This is a genomic window from Streptomyces coacervatus (assembly GCF_029223485.1).
Lineage (GTDB): Bacteria > Actinomycetota > Actinomycetes > Streptomycetales > Streptomycetaceae > Streptomyces > Streptomyces coacervatus.
Genome location: NZ_JARHTP010000019.1, coordinates 198,570 through 213,417 on the forward strand (window position 1 = coordinate 198,570; position 14,848 = coordinate 213,417).

22 protein-coding genes are annotated in these 14,848 nt (G+C 68.4%); 12 read left to right on the forward strand and 10 right to left on the reverse strand.

All coding sequences use genetic code 11. The features are described 5' to 3' along the window. Together P2Q00_RS38270 and P2Q00_RS38275 are read right to left on the reverse strand one after the other, a co-directional pair. Positions 1 to 255, reverse strand: coding sequence for a MoaD/ThiS family protein (locus P2Q00_RS38270; RefSeq protein WP_275778852.1), 255 nt, complete (start codon positions 253 to 255; stop codon positions 1 to 3). A gap of 76 nt (positions 256 to 331) precedes the next feature. Next, complete coding sequence (locus tag P2Q00_RS38275) at positions 332 to 1,195, reverse strand: alpha/beta hydrolase (protein ID WP_275778854.1); 864 nt, start codon at positions 1,193 to 1,195, stop codon at positions 332 to 334. A 183-nt stretch (positions 1,196 to 1,378) separates the two neighbouring features. Between P2Q00_RS38275 and P2Q00_RS38280 the strand changes: the two genes are divergently transcribed. The 6 genes from P2Q00_RS38280 (at position 1,379) to P2Q00_RS38305 (ending at position 7,034) form a co-directional block, all read left to right on the forward strand. Further along, positions 1,379 to 2,158 carry a winged helix-turn-helix transcriptional regulator gene (locus P2Q00_RS38280; RefSeq protein WP_275778856.1) on the forward strand — a complete coding sequence of 260 codons (780 nt, stop codon included), beginning with the start codon at positions 1,379 to 1,381 and terminating at the stop codon, positions 2,156 to 2,158. A 97-nt stretch (positions 2,159 to 2,255) separates the two neighbouring features. Then, complete coding sequence (locus P2Q00_RS38285; RefSeq protein ID WP_275778857.1) at positions 2,256 to 3,278, forward strand: LacI family DNA-binding transcriptional regulator; 1,023 nt, start codon at positions 2,256 to 2,258, stop codon at positions 3,276 to 3,278. A gap of 166 nt (positions 3,279 to 3,444) precedes the next feature. Further along, entirely contained in the window at positions 3,445 to 4,518 is a 1,074-nt protein-coding gene (locus P2Q00_RS38290; RefSeq protein WP_275778858.1) for a S1C family serine protease, read from the forward strand. 33 nt (positions 4,519 to 4,551) lie between these two features. After that, positions 4,552 to 4,752 carry a hypothetical protein gene (locus tag P2Q00_RS38295; protein ID WP_275778860.1) on the forward strand — a complete coding sequence of 67 codons (201 nt, stop codon included), beginning with the start codon at positions 4,552 to 4,554 and terminating at the stop codon, positions 4,750 to 4,752. A gap of 96 nt (positions 4,753 to 4,848) precedes the next feature. Further along, positions 4,849 to 5,586 (forward strand): response regulator transcription factor, encoded by a 738-nt coding sequence (locus tag P2Q00_RS38300; RefSeq protein WP_275778862.1) that lies wholly within the window; start codon positions 4,849 to 4,851, stop codon positions 5,584 to 5,586. Further along, the gene (locus tag P2Q00_RS38305) at positions 5,583 to 7,034 is read left to right on the forward strand and encodes a HAMP domain-containing sensor histidine kinase (protein WP_275778864.1); all 1,452 of its coding nucleotides are present in this window, start codon (positions 5,583 to 5,585) and stop codon (positions 7,032 to 7,034) included. The genes P2Q00_RS38300 and P2Q00_RS38305 overlap by 4 nt, the downstream gene beginning before the upstream one ends. 9 nt (positions 7,035 to 7,043) lie before the next feature. Here P2Q00_RS38305 and P2Q00_RS38310 read toward each other — a convergent pair whose 3' ends face one another. From P2Q00_RS38310 to P2Q00_RS38345, 8 genes are all read right to left on the reverse strand, one after another. Next, on the reverse strand, positions 7,044 to 7,310 hold the full coding sequence (locus P2Q00_RS38310) for a hypothetical protein (protein WP_275778866.1): 267 nt from the start codon (positions 7,308 to 7,310) through the stop codon (positions 7,044 to 7,046). A gap of 21 nt (positions 7,311 to 7,331) precedes the next feature. Continuing rightward, on the reverse strand, positions 7,332 to 7,994 hold the full coding sequence (locus P2Q00_RS38315; protein WP_275778867.1) for a hypothetical protein: 663 nt from the start codon (positions 7,992 to 7,994) through the stop codon (positions 7,332 to 7,334). Between the two features lie 27 nt (positions 7,995 to 8,021). Further along, complete coding sequence (locus P2Q00_RS38320; RefSeq protein ID WP_275778869.1) at positions 8,022 to 9,233, reverse strand: hypothetical protein; 1,212 nt, start codon at positions 9,231 to 9,233, stop codon at positions 8,022 to 8,024. 136 nt (positions 9,234 to 9,369) lie between these two features. Further along, on the reverse strand, positions 9,370 to 9,729 hold the full coding sequence (locus P2Q00_RS38325; RefSeq protein WP_275778870.1) for a hypothetical protein: 360 nt from the start codon (positions 9,727 to 9,729) through the stop codon (positions 9,370 to 9,372). Then, complete coding sequence (locus P2Q00_RS38330; protein ID WP_275778872.1) at positions 9,726 to 10,076, reverse strand: hypothetical protein; 351 nt, start codon at positions 10,074 to 10,076, stop codon at positions 9,726 to 9,728. The genes P2Q00_RS38325 and P2Q00_RS38330 overlap by 4 nt, the downstream gene beginning before the upstream one ends. A gap of 136 nt (positions 10,077 to 10,212) precedes the next feature. Further along, positions 10,213 to 10,428: a DUF397 domain-containing protein gene (locus tag P2Q00_RS38335; protein ID WP_275778873.1), complete on the reverse strand. Its 216-nt coding sequence runs from the start codon at positions 10,426 to 10,428 to the stop codon at positions 10,213 to 10,215. Next, a complete protein-coding gene (locus P2Q00_RS38340; protein WP_275778874.1) occupies positions 10,425 to 10,628 on the reverse strand; it encodes a DUF397 domain-containing protein in 204 nt (67 codons plus the stop codon). Before P2Q00_RS38340 ends, P2Q00_RS38335 begins: the two co-directional genes overlap by 4 nt. Next, the gene (locus tag P2Q00_RS38345; protein ID WP_275778954.1) at positions 10,625 to 11,458 is read right to left on the reverse strand and encodes a helix-turn-helix domain-containing protein; all 834 of its coding nucleotides are present in this window, start codon (positions 11,456 to 11,458) and stop codon (positions 10,625 to 10,627) included. Before P2Q00_RS38345 ends, P2Q00_RS38340 begins: the two co-directional genes overlap by 4 nt. A 263-nt stretch (positions 11,459 to 11,721) precedes the next feature. Here P2Q00_RS38345 and P2Q00_RS38350 point away from each other — a divergent pair, with 263 nt between their 5' ends. From P2Q00_RS38350 to P2Q00_RS38375, 6 genes are all read left to right on the forward strand, one after another. Next, positions 11,722 to 12,039: a hypothetical protein gene (locus P2Q00_RS38350; protein WP_275778875.1), complete on the forward strand. Its 318-nt coding sequence runs from the start codon at positions 11,722 to 11,724 to the stop codon at positions 12,037 to 12,039. A gap of 77 nt (positions 12,040 to 12,116) precedes the next feature. Further along, positions 12,117 to 12,308: a hypothetical protein gene (locus P2Q00_RS38355; protein ID WP_275778876.1), complete on the forward strand. Its 192-nt coding sequence runs from the start codon at positions 12,117 to 12,119 to the stop codon at positions 12,306 to 12,308. A gap of 171 nt (positions 12,309 to 12,479) precedes the next feature. After that, positions 12,480 to 12,911 carry a DUF2690 domain-containing protein gene (locus P2Q00_RS38360; protein ID WP_275778878.1) on the forward strand — a complete coding sequence of 144 codons (432 nt, stop codon included), beginning with the start codon at positions 12,480 to 12,482 and terminating at the stop codon, positions 12,909 to 12,911. Positions 12,912 to 12,937: 26 nt separating this feature from the next. Continuing rightward, the gene (locus tag P2Q00_RS38365) at positions 12,938 to 13,357 is read left to right on the forward strand and encodes a DUF2690 domain-containing protein (protein ID WP_275778879.1); all 420 of its coding nucleotides are present in this window, start codon (positions 12,938 to 12,940) and stop codon (positions 13,355 to 13,357) included. A 20-nt stretch (positions 13,358 to 13,377) separates the two neighbouring features. After that, positions 13,378 to 13,755 (forward strand): hypothetical protein, encoded by a 378-nt coding sequence (locus P2Q00_RS38370; protein WP_275778880.1) that lies wholly within the window; start codon positions 13,378 to 13,380, stop codon positions 13,753 to 13,755. Continuing rightward, the gene (locus P2Q00_RS38375; RefSeq protein ID WP_275778882.1) at positions 13,755 to 14,816 is read left to right on the forward strand and encodes a peptidoglycan recognition protein family protein; all 1,062 of its coding nucleotides are present in this window, start codon (positions 13,755 to 13,757) and stop codon (positions 14,814 to 14,816) included. Before P2Q00_RS38370 ends, P2Q00_RS38375 begins: the two co-directional genes overlap by 1 nt. Positions 14,817 to 14,848 lie beyond the last annotated feature (32 nt).

Below are 14,848 nucleotides of genomic sequence, written 5' to 3' on the forward strand. Positions count from 1 at the left end.
TCACCCTCCTGCGAACGGCGGGAGCACCTCGACCGTCCCGCCGTCGGCCAGCCGTACCGTCTCATGTCCGCGGGTGCCCACGGGGTCACCGTCGATGAGGAACGAGCATCGCTGCAGCACGCGCGCGAGTTCTCCGGGGTGTCGCGCGCGCACGGCGTCGAGCGCCTCGGCGAGGGTGGCCGCGTCGTACGGCTCCTCGGCGATCCCGGCCGCGGCCTTCGCGGCGGCCCAGTAGCGCACCGTGACCTTTGACATCCGGTTCCTCAAGTAGTGGCTCGACGAGTAATCGACGTGATCGACGAGTAGTGGATCGGCGGTGTACCCGGTCAGGCTAGCCCGCCTGTGAGGCGGCCCAGACTCCGATACGGGCCAGCAGGTCGTCGGTGGCCGCGTGTTCCGCGTGGCCCATGCCGGGCTCCAGCCAGAGTTCGCCGTGGTCACCGGCGGCAGCCGCCAGCATGTGCGGGTGGTCGACCGGGAAATAGCCGTCCCGGTCGCCGTGCACGATCAGCAACGGCGCGGGGGCGATCCGCGGTACGGCCTCCACGGGAGACAGCGGCACCGGGTCCCACTCCTGGTGATGGATCCGGGTGTTGAATCCGTAGCGGCCCACCAGTCGGCCCTCGGGCCGCGTTACCAGCCAGTGCAGCTTCCGCATAGGGGCTGTGCCCCGGTAGTACCAGCGGGCGGGAGCGCTCACCGAAACCACGGCGTCCGTCGCCGCTTCCGTGCGCCCCTCGCGCCCCCGTCCGTACAGCGCCGCGTGGCGCAGCACCACGGAACCGCCCATCGAGAAGCCGACGGTCACCACGCGCGCGTGCCCGAACCCCCGTGCCCACTCCACGGCGGCCGCCACATCGAGGACCTCCCGGTCGCCGACCGTCGAGCGGCCGCCGGAGGCGCCGTGGCCGCGAAAGGAGAACGTGACCACGGCCCCGTACTGCGCGAACGCCTCCGCCACCCGTCGAACATGCGGCCGGTCCACATCGCCCGTGAACCCATGGGCGACGACGAACACCGGGACAACGGAAGGTGGCGAGGAGGCGTCGTATACGACCGAACCCGGCTCGTATACGGAATCGATCGCAACCCCGTCGTCCGTGCGCAGAAACGTACGGAAAGGCCCCTGTCTGCCCGTCTCAAGATTCGGACGAACGGTGGATCGCGCCACATGACCTGCCGGAGTAATGCTCATGTGGGCTATTCTGCTGGGCAGAGGACTCGGGCAGCGTAGCCCCCGGGTCCTTTTGTGCTTTCGGAAGCGTTGTATACGAAGCGGGAAACTCAAGGTGACCGCTGGTGTACGGGGCTTTTCGGGATCGCAGAGCAGGTGACACACCGCACACGTCCTCGCAGGGACCGAGGAGGAACCAGACGTATGAGTTCTCTGCTGCTCCTGACCAATGCCCTCCAGCCGTCGACGGAGGTGCTCCCCGCCCTCGGCCTGCTCCTGCACAACGTGCGAGTGGCTCCGGCGGAGGGCCCCGCCCTCGTCGACACCCCGGGTGCCGACGTCATCCTCGTCGACGGCCGCCGTGACCTGCCCCAGGTCCGCAGCCTCTGCCAGCTGCTGCGCTCCACGGGCCCCGGCTGTCCGCTCATCCTCGTCGTCACCGAGGGCGGCCTCGCCGCCGTCACCGCCGACTGGGGCATCGACGACGTGCTCCTCGACACCGCCGGTCCGGCGGAGGTCGAGGCGCGACTGCGACTGGCCATGGGCCGACAGCAGATCGTCAACGACGACTCCCCCATGGAGATCCGCAACGGCGACCTGTCGGTCGACGAGGCGACGTACTCCGCAAAGCTCAAGGGGCGGGTCCTCGACCTCACCTTCAAGGAGTTCGAGCTCCTCAAGTACCTCGCACAGCATCCGGGCCGCGTCTTCACGCGCGCGCAGCTGCTGCAGGAGGTCTGGGGCTACGACTACTTCGGCGGCACCCGCACGGTCGACGTCCACGTACGACGCCTGCGCGCCAAGCTCGGCCCCGAGCACGAGTCGCTGATCGGCACCGTCCGGAACGTCGGTTATCGATTCGTTACCCCTGAGAAGGCCGATCGGGTCACCGACGAGGCCAAGGCCAAGGCAGACCGGGCAAAGCCGGAGGATGCGGACGAGACCGCCGCCCTGGACGCCGCCGAGGTGACGGCCGAGGCATAGCGGACCGCCGGAAGGGGCATTGCTTCCGCACAGGGAGTGCGGGGGCAAGCTCCTTCTCGCCCTGCCCAGGGCCGGTATATCCGCGTAGACTCCGCGCGTGGCCAAGGTGACTCGGGATGATGTGGCGCGGCTGGCGGGGACTTCGACCGCCGTCGTCAGTTATGTCATCAACAACGGACCCCGGCCGGTCGCCCCGGCCACGCGCGAGCGTGTTCTCGCCGCCATCAAGGAGCTGGGGTACCGGCCGGACCGGGTCGCCCAGGCGATGGCGTCCCGCCGTACGGATCTCATAGGCCTGATCATCCCGGACGCCCGTCAGCCCTTCTTCGGGGAGATGGCGCACGCGGTCGAACAGGCCGCTTCCGAGCGCGGAAAAATGGTGCTCGTCGGCAACACCGACTACGTCAGCGAGCGCGAGGTCCACTACCTGCGCGCGTTCCTGGGTATGCGGGTCTCGGGGCTCATCCTCGTCTCCCACGCCCTCAACGACCAGGCCGCCGCCGAGATCGAGGCCTGGGACGCCCGGGTGGTCCTGCTGCACGAGCGGCCCGAGGCCATCGACGACGTCGCCGTCGTCACCGACGACCTGGGCGGCGCCCGGTTCGCCGTGAGCCACCTCATCGAGCACGGCTACGAGTACGTCGCCTGTATGGGCGGCACCGCCGAGACCCCGGCGGTCGGCGACCCGGTCTCCGACCACGTCGAGGGCTGGCGGCGCGCGATGGACGAGGCCGGGATCTCCACGGAGGGGCGGCTCTTCGAGGCGCCGTACAACCGCTATGACGCGTACCGCATAGCTCTGGAGATCTTCTCCGGGCCGCGGCGTCCGCCCGCGATCTTCTGCTCCACGGACGACCAGGCGATCGGCGTACTGCGGGCCGCTCGCGAGCTGCGGATCGATGTGCCGGGGGAACTGGCGGTCATCGGCTTCGACGACATCAAGGAAGCGGCGCTGGCGGATCCTCCGCTGACGACGATTGCGTCGGATCGGTCCGCGATGGCCCGGGCGGCCGTGGATCTCGTGCTTGATGACGGGTTGCGGGTGGCCGGGGCTCGGCGGGAGCGGTTGAAGGTGTTTCCTTCGCGGCTGGTGGCTCGCCGGTCGTGCGGGTGTGCTTAGGTTCGTCGGCGTGTGCGGGTGGTTTGTGGCTGGTCGCGCAGTTCCCCGCGCCCCTATCGGGGCGCGTAGCTGCAAGTAGCGCCTTTATATCGGGCAAACAAGGTTCTGCCGGGCTTCTCAGCCAGCACTCAGGAAGCTCTCATGGTCACGGTTCAAGCTCGGTGTCATGACCGAGAGCTTCCGCCGCAGCGGCGAGTACGAGAGCTATGACAGCTACGGGAACCCGTACCAGGGCGCGCAGCAGCAGCACGTCTCCCCTGTGAACCCCGAGTGGCCGCCCCCGCCGGTGCAGCCGCCCGTGCAGCCGACGGCTCTCCTTGCCGAGCCCGCGGCCGCCGCTCCGGCGCCGAAGAAGCGGGCCCGGGGCCCCCTCGCCCTGCTGGCCGCCGTGGCGATAGTGGCCGCGGCCATCGGCGGCGGCACCGCGTACGCCTTCCAGGAGCTGGCCGGCAACGACACCGCCGCCTCCAGCAGCACCAGCACCAATGTGGTGCCGGCCGGCAAGAAGGGCGACGTCGCCACCATCGCCGCGGCCGTCAGCCCGAGCGTGGTCGAGGTCAGCGCCACGCTGAGCAACGGGTCGTCGACCGGCTCCGGCGTGATCATCACCAGCAACGGCGAGATCGTCACCAACAACCACGTCATCTCCGGCGCCTCGTCGATCAAGGTGACGACCAGCAGCGGGAAGTCGTACACCGCGAAGGTCGTCGGCACCGACAGCAAGAAGGACCTCGCCCTGATCAAGCTGGAGGGCGCGTCCGGCCTGAAGGCGGCCACCCTCGGCAACTCCTCCGGCGTCCAGGTCGGCGACACGGTCGTGGCGATCGGCTCCCCCGAGGGCCTCAGCGGCACCGTCACCAGCGGCATCGTCTCCGCCCTCAACCGTGATGTGACCGTCTCGACGGACGAGAGCCAAAGCCAGAGCCAGCAGGGCCAGGGCGGCGGCAACGGCCAGTGGCCGTTCTCCTTCGGCGGCCAGCAGTTCAACGGCGACACCGGTTCGTCGACGACGACGTACAAGGCGATCCAGACCGACGCGTCCCTCAACCCGGGCAACTCCGGCGGTGCGCTGATCGATGCCGCGGGCAACATCATCGGCATCAACTCCGCGATGTACTCGGCCAGTTCGTCCTCCGGCTCGGGCTCGTCGGACGCCGGCAGCGTCGGCCTCGGCTTCGCCATCCCGATCAACACCGTCAAGTCCGACCTGGCCACGCTCAGGTCCGGCTCCACCAGCTGACCGCAGTCTCCTCAACCCGGCAGGGAGTACGTCATGATCAAGCAGGTTTCCCACACGGTCGCCGGCACCGACCCGGCCGGCTACGCCCTGGCCCTCGCGGTGGCGTACGAACTGCACGCGCCGGCGGCCCGGGCGCCCGAACTGCCCCCGCAGCTGATGGGCCTGCACACCACTGCCGCCCGCCCGCACCGCCGCAAGGTGCCGCTGAACCGTCTCGCGGCGATGCATGGCTGATATGCGAGGCTGAAGGCGTTCGCACGTTCAGCACCTTCAGCACGTTTCGCAGGTTCAGCCCCTTGTCGTCCCACCGCACCGAGGAATCCGAAGCCCATGAGCCCCGCCGATGGCGACCGTGACCCGCAGCGCATCCTGATCGTCGACGACGAGCCGGCCGTGCGCGAAGCACTCCAGCGCAGCCTCGCCTTCGAGGGCTACGACACGGAGGTCGCGGTCGACGGTGCCGACGCCCTGGAGAAGGCGACGGCCTACCAGCCCGACCTGGTCGTCCTCGACATCCAGATGCCGCGCATGGACGGCCTGACGGCGGCGCGCCGTATGCGGGGTGCGGGCACGACGACGCCGATCCTGATGCTGACGGCCCGGGACACGGTCGGCGACCGCGTGACGGGGCTCGACGCCGGGGCCGACGACTACCTGGTCAAGCCGTTCGAGCTGGACGAACTGTTCGCGCGCGTCCGCGCCCTGCTGCGGCGCAGCTCGTACGCGGCGGCCGCCATCGCCGGTACGGCCCAGGAGGACGAGGCGCTGACCTTCGCGGACCTGCGGATGGATCTGGCGACGCGGGAGGTGACGCGGGGCGGGCGCGCAGTGGAGCTGACTCGTACGGAGTTCACCCTCCTGGAGATGTTCATGGCACACCCGCGCCAGGTGCTCACGCGTGAGCAGATTCTGAAGGCGGTGTGGGGCTTCGACTTCGAGCCGAGCTCCAATTCGCTGGACGTGTACGTCATGTACCTGCGCCGGAAGACCGAGGCGGGCGGGGAGCCACGGCTTGTGCACACGGTGCGGGGTGTGGGGTATGTGCTGCGGCAGGGTGGCGCGGAGTGAGGAAGGTTCTACGGCGGTTCCAGACGCTGCCGATTCGCTCGCGGCTGGCGATGCTGGTCGCGGCCGCTGTGGCGTTCGGGGTGGCGGCGGTTTCGGTGACGTGCTGGTTCATCGTGCAGGGGAAGCTGTACGACCAGGTGGACAACCAGCTCGGCAATGCCAACATCAGGCTGAACCAGGAGGACCTCGCTGTTCTGCTGGCCAGCTGTCCGAAGACCGCGACGGGATCGTCCAACAGCATGCGGCCTCGGGACTACTACGCGCAGGTGGTGAAGGCAGACGGCACTGTCTGCGTCTTCGGTGACTCCGCGGGTGTCGTGAAGACCACCGCTCAGGACAAGAAGATGGCAACAGACCCCCAGCTCGGCGAGCGCATCCTCCGCAACAGCGCGGACATGCACGGCCAGGACGTACGTGTCCGCACCACCCCCCTCATGCTCGGGTTCGGCCCCGGCGCCCAGGCCTATCCCGGCGTCGCCCTGATGGTCGGGGTGTCCCTCAAGGAGACCCAGAAGACCCTCAACGACCTCGCCCTGATCCTCCTCCTCGTCTCCGGCGTAGGAGTCCTCGGCGCAGGAGCCGCCGGGCTCGCGGTCGCACGGGCCGGTCTCCGCCCCGTAGACAAACTCACCGAGGCCGTCGAACACGTAGCCCGCACTGAGGACTTGAGCATCCGCATCCCCGTGGAGGACGACAGCGAGGACGAGATCGCCCGGCTCTCGCGCTCCTTCAACTCGATGACGTCCTCCCTGGCCAGCTCTCGCGACCTGCAGCAGCAGCTCATCGCGGACGCCGGCCACGAACTCCGCACACCCCTGACTTCCCTCCGCACCAACATCGAACTCCTCACCCGCAGCGAGGAGACCGGCCGCCCGATCCCCCCGGAGGACCGCAAGGCGCTGCTCGCCTCCGTGAAGGCCCAGATGACCGAACTGGCCGCCCTGATCGGCGACTTGCAGGAGTTGTCGCGGTCGGAGGGGCAGCGGGGCGAGCGCGTCCAGGTGATCTCGTTGGAGGACACGGTGGAAGCGGCGCTGCGCCGGGCAAAGCTGCGCGGACCGGAGCTGACGATCACGGCGGATCTGCAGCCCTGGTACGTGCGGGCGGAGCCGTCCGCGCTGGAGCGAGCGATCGTCAACATCCTGGACAACGCGGTGAAGTTCAGCCCGGAAGGCGGCACGATCGAGGTCGAGCTCGGCAGCGGCATTCTGACCGTGCGCGACCACGGCCCCGGCATCCCCGCCGAGGAACTCCCCCACGTCTTCGACCGCTTCTGGCGCTCGCCGAGCGCACGGGCGCTTCCCGGCTCGGGCCTGGGTCTGTCGATAGTCGCGCGGACGGTGGAGCAGGCGGGCGGCGAGGTCACCCTGACCCGCGCGGACGGCGGCGGCACGGTGGCGACGGTACGGCTGCCGGGGGCGCCGATGCCGCCGCCGGAGGGGCCGTAGTCCTACCGTTCAGCGTCGGCCGCGCCTGTCCGTGCCGCGGTCGCGGGCGTCCTCGATGGTGGTGCGGCGCAGCTGCGAGATTAGGGGCTTGATGTCATCGACGTGGGCGCCGGACTTCAGTTCCTGGTAGATCCTGCCCGCGATCTCCTTCTGCCGCCAGGTCTGGCCCGCCACCAACTCCTCGCCCAGCTCGGCGAGTTGGGCCGCGCGTCGCTGGGCGGCGGGATCGTCTTCGCGGTCTCCATGGCCGTAGGCGTCGTAAGAAGGCATGGTCATTCTCCGGTTCCTTCCTTCCGCTCAGTTCTGCTCGGTCTGGCCGGTCTGCCTGCGCTTCTTGGCCCGGCGTGCTGCGCCCAGGTCGCGGAACGGGTTGGTGGTCAGGTCGACCGCGGTCTTGCGCGGATCCACCGAGTGGTGCCAGTTGAAGTGCACGACCCAGGCCAGGATCAGCAGCCGGTCCATGCGCGGGTCGCGGACCGTGACCTCGTATTCCGCCCGGATGCCCGCGCGCCGGGCGAAGTCGAAGCCCTCGGACTGCGGCCCGGAGAAGCCCACTTTTGCGGAGAGGAGGGCGTCGAGGCTCTCGTGGCCGAGGAAGTTGTCGATGACCGGGGCACGGCGAAACCTGGTGTTCAGGCCTTTCCACTTCCCGGTCAGTTCCCCGAGGTCGTGCTGGACCAGGATCCACTCACGGTCCTCCCACGGCCCGGTGCGCATTTCACCGATCTGCCTGCGGTCGGCCGCGAACGCCATCCCCGTCGAGAGGACGAAGCCCAGGATCTCGTCCGGGCTTTCCGGGGCGTACACCCGGTATTCGGGCAGGGAGTGGTGCGGGGAATCCTTGTGCATCAGGAGCACCGGCGTGCGCTGCCCGGTTGCCCGCACCTCCCAGGTGGTGTGCGTCCGGCTGTAGTCGGCCGAGACCGTGAACTCCTGAAGGGACTGGAGCAACTGGTTCATTGGATTCCTTCGTCGGGTTCCCTGCGTTCAGGCCGCGGGAAGCAGGGCGATACGGGACGCACCCATGGTCGGGGACCAGCCGCCGCCCTTCTCGAACTCGAAGCCGCGCTGCTCGACGTCGTCGATGAGACTGCCGATGGTCGGGGGCGGCGAATTCAGGAACTCCACGGCCTCGTGAACAGCCTTTTTGATGCCGTCCACCGCGTCGGAGATCTTCTCGAAGATCGTCTGGATGATGCCGATGACGTTGATGATGAGCCTGACCGTCTTGTACATCTCGTAGATCTTGTCGGCGGTCCAGATGCCCGCGACGACGTCCGCGACCGGGTCTTCGGGCCCGAGGCCGACCACTTCGATGGCGGCGTCGCCCGCGATCATCTCCGCGAACTGCTCGGCCAGTTTCTTGATTCCTTCGTCCATCAGCTTCCCGATCTCGCTGAGCGCCTCCCAGACGAGTCCGACGACGACGTGGTAGCCGTCCTTGAAAGCCTTTGCCGCGAGCTTGGCCGCGTCACCGACGCCGCCGATGCCCATGGTCCAGCAGAACAGGTAGGAGTCGAAGTTGGTCGCGGCCTCGCCGGACCATTCGCTGCCGAGCCGCCAGGATCCCTTGCGCAGTGTTCCGGCCACGGTGTACGCCGCGTCGCCCAACTCGTCGTAGGCGTCGCTCAGACAACTCAACCGGCCGTACTCGCCGAAGAGGGGCTTCAGCATCAGCTCGACCAGGCTCTGGCCGGTGCACCACTGGAAGGCGTGCTCCGCGGCCTTGAGGTCGGAACTGTTGCGAGCCAGCATCAGCGCGGTGTGGATGCTCTTCGACGTGGTGTCGTCGGCGCTGTCCAGTTTCTTGAGGTCTACGTCCTCGTCGGTGAAGTTGCCGAGGTCGGAGCCGCCGGGGAGCGTCGAGATGTCCGGGAAGGGGACGGAGGACTGCGGATATATGTTGCGCAGTTCTGCCGCGGTGTTCTGGTCCACGTGGGTGTAGGCGGCGCTGGTGCGCTGGATCTTGTCGTCGATGACGCCCATGCCGCGCTGGCACTGCGCGAACTTGTCGCTGAAGAAGGTAGAGATGTCCGGGACGAACTCCCGTGCCAGGACGAGCAATCCGTCCAGGCCGTCGACCTGCGCACACTCGTGACCGCTCCACTGCCCGAGCCTGACCAGATGGTCGCCCTGCTGTTTTGTGAGTTGGGCGTACGCGTGAAAGTCGCTCTGCGCGGGCGTGCGGAAGCCTGTCACGGCCACTCCCCTGTTGACGTCATGTCAGTGTCCGGCGCGGGGGACACTACATGCGGTAGTGGGGGATTTGGGGGGCCGTTGGCATGTTCATTAGCAAATATTGGGGACAGTGGAGCGGCGGGGTTGCCGGGGGCGGCTACGGCTCCGCCGGAGGCGGGGCAAGGGGTTCGGCTTCCTGCCAGAAGATCTCTTCGACCACGATCTGCGGATCCTCGGTTCGGCGGACGAAGGTGTACTTCAGCCAGCCGTAGCCGTCATCGAAGAAACAAATGTGGCGGCCCTTCGGATCAGTGGACCGGTCCGGACTGACGCTCATGCCGTCGGGAAGCCCGGCATCGGCGTCGATACCTCGAAAATACGGGTCTTTCGCAGTGACCAGTTCGCCCCGCACGGCCAGAACGATCTCACGAACGTCATCGGGCAGTGCCTCGAATTCGGCAAGCGCGTCGATCCGAAAGTCCATCTGCCAGGGCGGCCCCATGAACCCATCAGTCACTCGCCAGGCTCCAGTTCTCGCACCCGGTAGTGAATCTTCGCCGCCTCTTCGAGGAGGGCCTTGGCTTCGGCGATGTCGGTGGACTCGTACGCGGCTCGGTGTTCGAGGTCACGCACATGCGCGTCCAGCTTGGGGTCGCGGGCGATGGCGTACGCACCCCACCAGCGGGCCATGAACGCCGGCGCCGGACCGGGGTCGTAGGCGTCTGCGATCGCCCACTTCCAGTGCTCGTCGAAATCCGGCAGAAGCTCGGGAGTGTGCTCGGCGATGGCCGCACGCAGCGCCTGCGGCGTCCGCTCCGGCATGGGCGGGATGACCTGGCCGTCTTCCGTGGCGTGAGCAGTCATGACCGATGCCCTCCTTCGACGCTTCGTCTCTACGACCATAGCCGCCTCGCATCTCGTGGATCAGTCGTTCCTGTAGCGGTCACGAGATCCAGCGTGGCGGCGGTGACGCCTCGAACATCAGGGCTTCCGGCATATGTCACACGAACGTGCGCACGTCCCCTTCGCCCTTGACCCCGTCGACGAACACGGACCAGGACGCGGCCGAGAAGAACAGCGGGCGGGCGGACGGGTTCTTGCTGTCACGAACGGGGACGGTGCCGGGGTGGCTGTCGGCGACCTCGACGCAGTTCGAGGCTCCCCCGTCGCTATAGGACGACTTGCGCCAGGTGGCGGTGCTGAGGTCGGGGATCACTCGGCTCCCTTCACGTCACGTACGAACGCGGACCAGGAGACGGCGGAGAAGACCAGCGGGCGGGACGCCGGGGTCTTGCTGTCGCGGACTGGGACTATGCCGGGGTAGCCGTCGGCGACCTCGACGCAGTTCGTACCACCCCCGTCGCTGTAGGACGACTTGCGCCACACAGCAGTGCTGAGGTCGAGGGTCCCGTTCATGATCTGCACTCCTCCAGAAGGCGTTTGATGAACGCCGTCGACTCCACCGGAGTCAGGGCCGCGTCCCTGACGCGATCGTAGGACAAGCGGAAAGACAGCACCTTGTCCGGATCGTCGATGAGTTCGCCGAAGCCGTTGCCTTCTACGTAGGCAACGGGATCGCCGACTCGCTGCCAAAAGAGCCACAGGTGGCTGTCCATGAGGTCGTGCACCCCAGCAGTGAAAGGCAGCACCTGAAGGGCGACATCCGGATGTCCCGCCGCATCCACCAGATGCGACAGCTGGTCCATCCACACCTTCGCGTCGGGAACCGGGCGCCGTAACGCCCCCTCGTCGAGGATCACGCGCACGCTCGGCGCCGGGTCGCGGTACAGCAGTTCCTGCCGCCCCATACGCAAGGCCACCTGCTCCTCGACTTCTTCGCCGTTGCCAGCCGTTGTCTGGCCGCCAGACAACCCTGACAACACAGCACGGGCGTAGTCCTCGGTCTGCAACAGTCCGGGCACCCGCAGCTGGAACATCCACATGACCCGGGCCGTCGCCTCCAGGTCCATGAACGCCTTGTACTTGTCCTTGACGACCTCCTTGCGAGCGTCACGACACAGGCGAACCAGCAGGTCACCGGAGCCGTAATACGTGTCCAGGTCCTCCATGACCGCCCGCTTCGAGAGCCGTTCCCCCTTCTCCAAGCGGAAGAGGTAGCTCCTGTCGTACGACGTCTCCGCCGACAACTGCGCCAGCGTCTTGCCCGCCTTCTCCCGTAAAAACTTCAGCGTCCGCCCGAGCTCGGCACGCCTCGACTCCCGGTCCCCGTCAACGAGTTCGCCCATGTCACCCCTCGCCGTTGCCTGGCGCCCAGACAACGCCAGCTCGCCATCGTCCGGGCACTGCTGCCCAGCCGGGGGCGGCACCGAGCGGCGCCGCCCCAACCTCAACCACCGCTCGTCGAACGGCCGTTGGCCGCACCTCCCCGCCGCCCCGTCGGCGTATGTCACTGCGAGCGCGAACGGATTCTGGAACGTCGCCGTGCCCAGTGGATCGCCGCCTACGGCCTCGACGCCGGGCGGCGCAGCAAGCATGGGGAGGTCTCCGCATGAGCGTCGCCGAAGAACCGTCAGCACCGGGCGCTGAAGGGCTCCGCCTCCTCCCGTGGACGACCCCCGAGGGCAAGCCCTGTTACCTCAGCACCGACAGCGACCAGAGCAGGCTCTCCCTGCTCGCCGACGATGTGGAGGCGGCTCAACTCGACTCGGGTGAAGAGGTACTGGTCGGTGCCAGAGCCGTCCTCGCCGACGTCAGGGCCGGCGAGCGCGCGGTGCGGTTCGCGCTCACTCGGGCCAGTGAGTCACTGGAGGAAGCGCTCCGTATCGCGGTCAGCCGGGGTGCACGCATCGGAGGGAATGAAAGGTGACGCCCGACTCGATCCGCGCAGCCCTGCAGCGACGTCCCGACTGACTACATGCCTTCGATCAGGCGGCGTTCGACGCGGTGACCGAATGTCATCGCGGTATCCCCGGCAGCGGTGGCGGCGACGACGGGGGCTCGCTGATCGCAGCCTTCGGTTCGCTGCTGAGCGGCATCGCGGCCGTGGGCACCCTGCTGCACGCCGTCCACCTGAGCCGGCAGAACCGCAGCAACACCGCGCCCGACGACGCCCCGTCCCCGGCGACGACCCCGTAAGCCCCCTGCACCGGTGCAGACCACCCCGCGGAAGTCGTAGCCGGGCGCCCCCGTCTCTGGGACGTCCCTTGGACGCGGGACGGTTACCGGGACGCGGGGTGGCGGGGGAGATTGGGCGGGCTCGGCAGATCCGAGCCTCTCCATCTCTCTGCGAAGACAACGGAGTTCCCCATGCCTTCCCTCGCCCACCGTCTCGGTACGACCGGCGCCGTCATGGCGCTCGCCGCCTCGGGCCTGCTGTTCGGCGCCGCCTCGCCCGCCTCCGCCGCGACCAGCTGCTACGGGCCCACCTGCAACGGCCTCAACCCCGCCAACACGGTCTGCGCGAACGACGCGAGAACCATCGACACCACCTGGACCCAGGTCGAGCTGCGCTACAGCCCGACCTGCCGTGCCGCCTGGGGCCGCCGGGTCGGCGGAATCAACGGCGGCACGGACACGATCTGGGTCGAGAACTCCAACGGCAAGGCGTACTCGGTGGACGTCCCGAGCAACGCGAGCGGGAACTACTTCACCGCGATGGTCGACGACAAGGGCCTGTGGGCCCGTGCCTGCGACAACCTCGGCAGCGACGGCGGCTACAACTGCACGTCCAAGTACTGACGGCCGCCGGAAGGACCCCCGCTCCCATGCGCTTCCTCACCCGACGGCTCGCCCCGCTCGGCGCCTCGCTGCTGCTCGCCGCGTCCGGACTGGTCCTCGGCGCCGCCTCGCCTTCGTCCGCGGCCACCTGGTGCCGGATGGACCTGTGCGACGGCCTGGACCCCGCCACCACCGTCTGCCAGGACGACGCGGAGACCGTGCACACCACGTACACCGGCGTCGAACTGCGCTACAGCCCGTACTGCCGCACCGCCTGGGCCCGGGTGAAGAACCCTGTGCCCTTCGACAAGTACGAGGTCATGAACAACCGGTACTTCGGCTACTCCTTCATCCCCACCGGCACGTACACCCAGTGGACGGCCATGATCCAGGACGCCGATCTCAAGTCCCACGCCTGCCAGTACGACGACCACGGCAACAACCCGATCTGCACGGACTGGTTCTGAGCCGTCCCATGGAGTTGAACATGCGTTTCAGCAGCAAGGCCGGCACCGCGGCCGCCTCCCTCGCCCTCACCCTCGCCACGACGGCCGGACTCGCCGTCACCGCGCCGTCGGCGCAGGCGACAACCTGGCAGCACTACTCGATCGACGCCAACTCCCGTCTGCGGAACGGCCCTTCGACCTCCAGCCCGTCGCGTGGCATCACCACCCAGGACCTGGACTTCTGGATCTACTGCTACGCCCGCGGCACCTACGTGGACGACGGGCACTACCACACGGACATCTGGTACAAGGGCAACGTCCATGACCCCGGCACCAGCACCCAGTACTACGACGTCTATTCGTGGGGCGGCAACGTCAACACCCCCTCCGACCCGCCCGCCGGTCTGGAGGCCTGCTGATGCCGACGCCCACACCCCGCCGCCGCAGCGTCCTCACCGGGGCGCTCGCCATCGGCGCCGGCACCCTGTTGGCGTCGGCCGCCGGGACCGCACAGGCCGCGAGCGGTCCGGTGATCGCCGGGACCGGCACCTGGGGCGCCCGGCCGTCCTCGAAGCCGCTCAACGTCATCGGCGGCGCCCCGGACAAGGTCATCGTCCACCACACGGCGACCGACAACGTCACCGACTACTCGCAGGCCCACGCCTACGCGCTGGCCCGCGCGATGCAGACGTACCAGATGGACACCGAGGGCTGGATCGACACCGGCCAGCACTTCACGATCAGCCGGGGCGGCTACATCACGGAGGGCCGCCACAACAGCCTGTCCACGCTGCAGTCGGGCACCCAGCACGTGGAGTCGGCGCACTGCACGGCGCAGAACACGGTGGCGATCGGCATAGAGAACGAAGGCACGTACAACAGCGTCGATCCGCTCGGCACGCAGTACGCGGCGCTCGTGGACCTCATCACCCACATATGCCGGCAGTACGGGCTGCGCGCCTACCAGGTTTACGGGCACCGGGACTTCAACAACACCGAATGCCCCGGCGACCGCCTCTACGCGCTCATCCCGCAGATACGCAGGGACGTCGCCGCCCGCATCGGCGGCGACCCGACCGGCCCCGTGTGGCCGATGCTGAGCAGCGGCTCCACCGGCGAAAAGGTGCGGACGCTGCAGTACCTGCTGGTGCAGCGCGGGCAGACGCTCACCGTCGACGGCTCCTACGGGCCGGGGACGCAGGCCGCGGTCACCTCCTTCCAGAACACCACACACGCCGCCGCCGACGGCATCGCGGGCAACCAGACCTGGAGCCAGGCGGTGGCGCCGCTGGCCGGCGGCGCCTCGGGCAGCGCCGTGAAGGCCGTGCAGAGCCAGCTCACCGCGCACTCCATCGCCACCACGGTGGACGGCGCCTTCGGGCCCGCCACCGCGGCCGGGGTGACCTCCTTCCAGTCCTCGGCGGGCCTGCCCGCCGACGGCGTCGTGGACGCCCGGACCTGGAGCCGTCTGGTGGCCTAGAGCCCCGCTCAGATACATGACGGTGCCCCCGC